General features: G+C 62.1%; 5 protein-coding genes and 1 pseudogene. All 6 read right to left on the bottom strand.

The window, feature by feature from the left end:
• On the bottom strand, nucleotides 1-372 hold a 372-nt coding region (locus ACLHHB_RS11810; RefSeq protein ID WP_410218479.1), incomplete at its 3' end, for a TRAP transporter large permease subunit.
• A 13-nt stretch (nucleotides 373-385) separates the two neighbouring features.
• A complete protein-coding gene (locus ACLHHB_RS11805) occupies nucleotides 386-949 on the bottom strand; it encodes a TRAP transporter small permease (protein WP_410218478.1) in 564 nt (187 codons plus the stop codon).
• Nucleotides 946-1914, bottom strand: coding sequence for a TRAP transporter substrate-binding protein (locus tag ACLHHB_RS11800; RefSeq protein WP_410218477.1), 969 nt, complete (start codon nucleotides 1912-1914; stop codon nucleotides 946-948). The genes ACLHHB_RS11805 and ACLHHB_RS11800 overlap by 4 nt, the downstream gene beginning before the upstream one ends.
• A 58-nt stretch (nucleotides 1915-1972) precedes the next feature.
• Nucleotides 1973-2725 carry an SDR family NAD(P)-dependent oxidoreductase gene (locus ACLHHB_RS11795; RefSeq protein ID WP_410218476.1) on the bottom strand — a complete coding sequence of 251 codons (753 nt, stop codon included), beginning with the start codon at nucleotides 2723-2725 and terminating at the stop codon, nucleotides 1973-1975.
• Nucleotides 2726-2766: 41 nt separating this feature from the next.
• Nucleotides 2767-3798 (bottom strand): annotated as a pseudogene (locus tag ACLHHB_RS11790) (transketolase family protein).
• Nucleotides 3795-4649, bottom strand: a complete 855-nt coding sequence (locus tag ACLHHB_RS11785) for a transketolase (protein ID WP_410218475.1) — start codon at nucleotides 4647-4649, stop codon at nucleotides 3795-3797. Before ACLHHB_RS11785 ends, ACLHHB_RS11790 begins: the two are co-directional and overlap by 4 nt.
• Nucleotides 4650-5173: the final 524 nt, after the last annotated feature.

Below are 5173 nucleotides of genomic sequence, written 5' to 3'. Positions count from 1 at the left end.
CTGCACCGGGATCAGCGCGTTGCCCATGGCCGAGGCGTCCGCCACGGCCGAACCCGAGACGCCGCCGAACATCACCGAGCCGAGGATGCTGACCTGGCCCAGACCGCCGCGGAAGCGGCCGACGAGCAGGCGCGCGATGTTGACGAGGTATTCGCCGAACTTCCCGTGCATCATGAGGGATCCCGCGAGGATGAAATAGGGGATCGCCAGCATCGGGAAGGCCTGGGTCGGCGCATAAAGGCGCTGCGCAATCACCGCCAACGGCTTGCCGTCAAGCAGCAGCGCCAGTGCCGTTCCCCCCAGCATGGCATGCGCTACGGGCACCGACAGCGCCATCAGCACAAAGAAGGCGACAACAAGGATCGAGGTCATGGGTGCTTCTCCTTCAGCTGAGGCTCGAGGCGACTTCGACCTGGCGCAACGTCCGTCCCATCAGCGCGGCGACGATGTCGCACAGGCAGATCAGCGCGATGCCGCCAAAACCGTAGATCAGGCTGGCATAGCCCCAGAGTTGGCTGATCCCGCCCAAAGAGGGGATGCGCTGGTACTGCGCGGCACGGATGATCGGAAAGGCCGACCAGACCACGAAGACCGAAATCAGCAGCGTCAGTGCTGAAACGACGATGAACAGAACCCGCTTGCCGCCAAGGGGAAGAAGATCGGGAAGGATGGTGATCGCAATATTGCGGCTGTGCACGGTGGCCAGCACGACACCGCCACCGATCATCCATGGAAGCAGGATGGCGTGGATGTCATAAGCCCACTCCAGGCCGCGGCCGGACGCATAGCGCAGGATCACGTTTGCCATCAGGCCGACAAACAGCACGATCAGGGTGACCACGCAGACCAGCTTGCCTGACATTTCGGCGGCGGCGACGATGCCCCGCAGAACGGAGGGCGCGGGGCGCCCTCCCTCCTGATCCGTATCATCAATTGCGGCGCGGGTCACTTTCCGGCCTCCGCGACAAGCTTGTCGACCAGCTCTGGATAGCGGCTGCGCCAGTCTTCATAAACACTCTCCGTGGCGTCCACGAAAGCCTGCCGGTCCGCAAGTTCGGTGATGGTTGCGCCCTCATCCTCCAGCTTCTGGCGCACCTCGGCTTCCAGCGTTTGTGCAGTCTCGCGCTGGAAAGCGGTTGCCTCGTCCGCGGACTGCTGGACGCAGGTCTGATCCTCCGGCGACAGCGACGACCACCAGGCAAGGCTCGCCAGCAAAGGCGATGTCTCGTACTTGTGGCCCGTCAACGAGATGTATGGCGTGATCTCGTGGATCTTCGACGAATAGATATTCGTCAGTGGATTTTCCTGCGCCTCGAAGACGCCCGACTGCAGCGCCGTCGGCAGCTCCGAAAAGGTAAGCGGCGCGGGGTTGGCCTGCAGCGCGTTGAAGATCGAGATGGTCATCTCGTCCGGGGGCGTGCGGATCTTGACGCCCTGAAGATCGGCAGGGGTGGTGATGGACTTCGACAGATGGCTGACATGGCGGATGCCGTTGTCCCAAAGCCCCAGCAGTTTCAGCCCTGCCGCCTGCGCGCGTTCGTCGATGATGTCCTTGATCTCGCCGTCGATGGCCGCCCATGCGGTCGGCGCATCCTCAAACAGGAAGGGCAGCCCGATCACGTTGAGCTCGGGGATGATCTGCGCCGTCGCCCCTTGGCTATTGGCCGCGATCTGGATGATGTTGGCGGAAGCGGAGGTCAGTGCCTCGACATCGTCGCCCATTGTTGACGATCCTGCCACACTAACGGTGATGCCGCCATTGGTGCATTCCGACAGCTTTTCGGCAAAGAGGTCGGCGGCCAGCGAGCGCGGGTTGCCGGGCGGTTGCGCGTGAGCCAGAATGATCGTTTCGGCATGCGCCATGCCCGACAGGGCGGCACTGGACAGCAGGGCGGCAGTAAGAGTCCGTTTCATGAGGGTTCCTCCCAAAGATGATCATGGTGCCCGCCGCCTCCTCGCGGCGGGCAAGGGTTCAGTGGATCAACGATCCGCCGTTCACGTCGACTTCCGTGCCGGTGCAATAGGCCGACAGGTCGGAGGCCAGAAACAGTGCACAGCCCGCGACGTCGGAGGCCGCGCCGGCACGGCCCATGGGGATGCCGGCCAGGATCTGCTCGTTCATCTCCAGGGTCAGCTTGCCGGCGGTGATGTCGGTTGCGATAAAGCCGGGGCAGATCGCGTTGACGCGGATGTTGTCGGGGGCAAGCTCGCGCGCCATGGCCTTGGTCAGGCCCAGGACGCCCGCCTTGGCGGCCGAATAGTGCGGGCCGCCGAAGATGCCGCCACCGCGCTGCGCCGAGACCGAGCTGAGATTGACGATGCTGCCCGACTTCTGGGCGCGCATGGCCGGAATGACCGCTTGGCTCATGTAGAGGGTGCCGCGCAGGTTGACGTCAAGCACCGCGTCATAGTTCTGCGCCTCGATGTCCATGACCTTGAGCGGCTGCGTGATGCCCGCGTTGTTCACCAGGACGTCGATCCGCCCCCAGCGTTCAAGCAGCGTCCTGGCCGCTGCCTCGCAGGCTGCCTTGTCGGTGACGTTGCAGGCAAGGCCCACATGATCCGCGCCCAAGTCCGCTGCTGCGGCCTCGGCCGCGCCGGCATCCAGATCAAGAATGGCCACGGTGGCGCCATGTTCGGCAAACATCTGGGCCGTGGCCTTACCCAAGCCGCGCGCGGATGCAGCGCCGGTCACGATGACATATCTATCCTTCAAAAGACTCATGGCCTTTTTCCTCCCTTGCAAAAACGTGAAACGGGCGGCTGTCAGAGCCAGCCCTTGATGCGCTCGACCACCTTGTCGACGGTCAGCCCGTACATCTCGTGCAGCGTCGGCAGGGCGCCGGCCTCGAGGAACTCGTCCGGGAGCCCGATCATTCGGAACGTGGGCGTGACCCCGTTGGTCAGCAGCGTCGTTGCCACGGCTTCGCCCAGCCCGCCGACGACGGTGTGGTTCTCAGCCGTCACCACAAGGCGGCTGCCCTTGCGGGCCTCGGCAAGGATCGTCTGGGTGTCGAATGGCTTGATCGTCGGCACGTGCAGCACGGCGGCGTCGACGTTGTCGGCGGCCAGACGTTCGGCTGCATCCAGTGCGCGCATCGTCATGAAGCCGGTCGAGATGATCAGCACATCCGCACCTTCGCGGATCACCTGCGCCTTGCCCAGCTGGAACTGGTAGTCGGGCTTGTGGCGTGTCAGCACCGAGGGGACCTTGCCCCGCGGCAGGCGGGTGTAGACCGGGCCGTCATGCGCTGCGATCTGCGGCACCATGCCGATGATGTCGTCGGCATCGCAGGGATCGATGATCGTCATGTTCGGCAGACCCCGGAAGATCGCCAGATCTTCGGTGGCTTGGTGGCTGGGGCCATAGCCGGTCGTCAGGCCCGGCAGGGCGCAGCAGATCTTGACGGGCAGATTTTCTTCCGCGATTGCCATGGCGATGAAGTCATAAGCCCGACGCGAGGCAAAGACGGCATAGGTGGTGGCGAAAGGGTTGAAGCCTTCGCGGGCTAGGCCTGCCGCCGCCGACATCAGCAACTGTTAGGCCATGCCCATCTGGTAGAACCGGTCCGGCATCGCCTGTGCAAAGATGTGCAGGTCGGTGTATTTTGCCAGGTCGGCGGACAGGCCGACAATCTTGTCGTCCTTCTTGGCCGCTTCGACCAGGGCATTGCCAAAGGGCGCGGCAACCGTGTCATAGCCCTCAGCGGCCAGCGAGGCGATCATGGCCGTGGTCGCCACCTTCTCTTCGGGGACCTGGCGCGGCTCGTATTTGCGCTTCATCGAGGCGAGGGTCATTGCGGTTTTCCTTCTTCCAGAACGGCCAGCGCCTTGGTCCATTCGTCGGCTTCCACACGAACGAAATGCGTGATCTCGCGCTCTTCTAGAAAGTCCACGCCCTTGCACATCCGTGTGTCGAAGATGATGACCCGCGGGCCGGCGTGATCAGTCTCGCGTGCCTCGTCCAACGCGGCGACGACTGCAGGCAGGTCGTTGCCATTCACGCGCTGCGCATGCCAGCCGAAAGCCTGCCACTTCGCCAGTTCGTCGCCTTGTGCAAGCGCGGCCGTGGACTTGCCATCCGCCTGCTGGTCGTTGAAGTCGACCAGACAGATCAGGTTGTCGAGCTTGTGCTGGACACCGGACATCACGGCTTCCCAGGTCGACCCTTCGCCCAATTCGCCATCCGACATCAGGTTGAAGACGAAAGCGGAGTTGTTCTTGCGCTTCAGCCCCATCGCCATGCCCACGGCAATACCCAAGCCATGTCCGAGCGAACCGCCCGTGATCTCCATCCCCGGGGTATAGGACGCCATGCCCGACATGGGCATCCGGCTGTCATCCATGCCGTAGGTTTCCAGTTCATCTTCGGGCAAGATGCCCGCTTCCATCAGCACGGAATAAAGGGCGATGGCATAATGACCGATCGACAGCAGGAAGCGGTCGCGCCCTTCCCATTCTGGATCTTCGGAGCGATATTCCAGCGCGTGGAAATAAGAGGCTGCAAGCACATCCGCAATCCCAAGCGCCTGTCCGATATACCCCTGCCCCTGCACCTCGCCCATCAAAAGGGCCCGGCGGCGAATGTTCCACGCGCGCATTGCCAATGAAACATTGGAGAGCGCCGCGGAGCGGCTTTCCGAGTTCATGATGTCCTCCCAAGACATTGTCGTGTCTGAGAGACAAATATCAAAAAGCCTCCATGGAATATGTTAAGAAAATTTAACTTTCTGTTAAGTGTAGCTAACAAAATTTGTTGTGGAGCGGCTTATTTCTACATCTCTCGCATACGGATATATCCATGATGAACTCGACATCACGCGCTAGGCTACCGTGCGTGAGTTTGACAACAGGGCATTTGCTCGGTTGCTGAACACGGTGTCAGAGACATAGTCTTTCCTGGGTCGACAAACCTTCTGGGTGACCACAGCGGGATGTCCGCTTTTCGTGTGAGTGGTATCTTCCACTGCTGCAATGCGACGGTCTGCTTTTTCGCCCTCCACGGCCGCAGCGCTTGGAACATGCCTACAATCCTGCACGTGCAGCGAAGGGCCGGAAGGTCCCGCACAGCGGACGGTCCAAGGTGACAGTCGACAGGCTGCTATGCGGGACCTTTCGGCCGTTCGCCGCGCCTGAAACCTCATTATCTGCGTCAATGTGGAAGTAGCTCCAA

Source organism: Paracoccus sp. (in: a-proteobacteria), from assembly GCF_046462195.1.
Classification (GTDB): Bacteria; Pseudomonadota; Alphaproteobacteria; order Rhodobacterales; family Rhodobacteraceae; genus Paracoccus.
The sequence above is the reverse complement of the archived record's forward strand: the minus strand, read 5'-3'. Positions and strand labels throughout refer to the sequence as shown.

Bases quoted from the DNA above. Each gene is read 5' to 3' on its own strand.
- ACLHHB_RS11800 (WP_410218477.1), bottom strand. From the start codon at position 1,914: ATGAAACGGACTCTTACTGCCGCCCTGCTGTCCAGTGCCGCCCTGTCG.
- ACLHHB_RS11795 (WP_410218476.1), bottom strand. From the start codon at position 2,725: ATGAGTCTTTTGAAGGATAGATATGTCATCGTGACCGGCGCTGCATCC.
- ACLHHB_RS11785 (WP_410218475.1), bottom strand. From the start codon at position 4,649: ATGAACTCGGAAAGCCGCTCCGCGGCGCTCTCCAATGTTTCATTGGCA.